The following is a 220-nucleotide window of genomic DNA, read 5'->3' on the forward strand; positions in this document are numbered from 1 at the left end:
CATCGGCAGCCAAGGCCAAATGATGGCTGATGACCATACGGATTTTACGGTAGAACAGGATGGCGGAGTTGGGCTGAATGCCCAAAATATCGGCAGCGGAACGAGCGGTAACTTGGAGTACAAAAAATTCAAGCAGTTTCTTTTGAAATCTCTTGCTTAATTTACAATTGGTTATCTGCATTTTCGTAGCCTAGCATAACTGCTAATCTACGTCAGCCCC

1 pseudogene is annotated in these 220 nt (G+C 45.0%); it reads right to left on the reverse strand.

What is annotated here, in order from left to right:
* Nucleotides 1-181 (reverse strand): annotated as a pseudogene (locus HMPREF2661_RS08130) (IS1595 family transposase); the annotation flags it as partial.
* Nucleotides 182-220: the final 39 nt, after the last annotated feature.

The sequence above is a fragment of the Neisseria sp. HMSC061B04 genome (genome assembly GCF_001836705.1).
GTDB lineage: Bacteria > Pseudomonadota > Gammaproteobacteria > Burkholderiales > Neisseriaceae > Neisseria.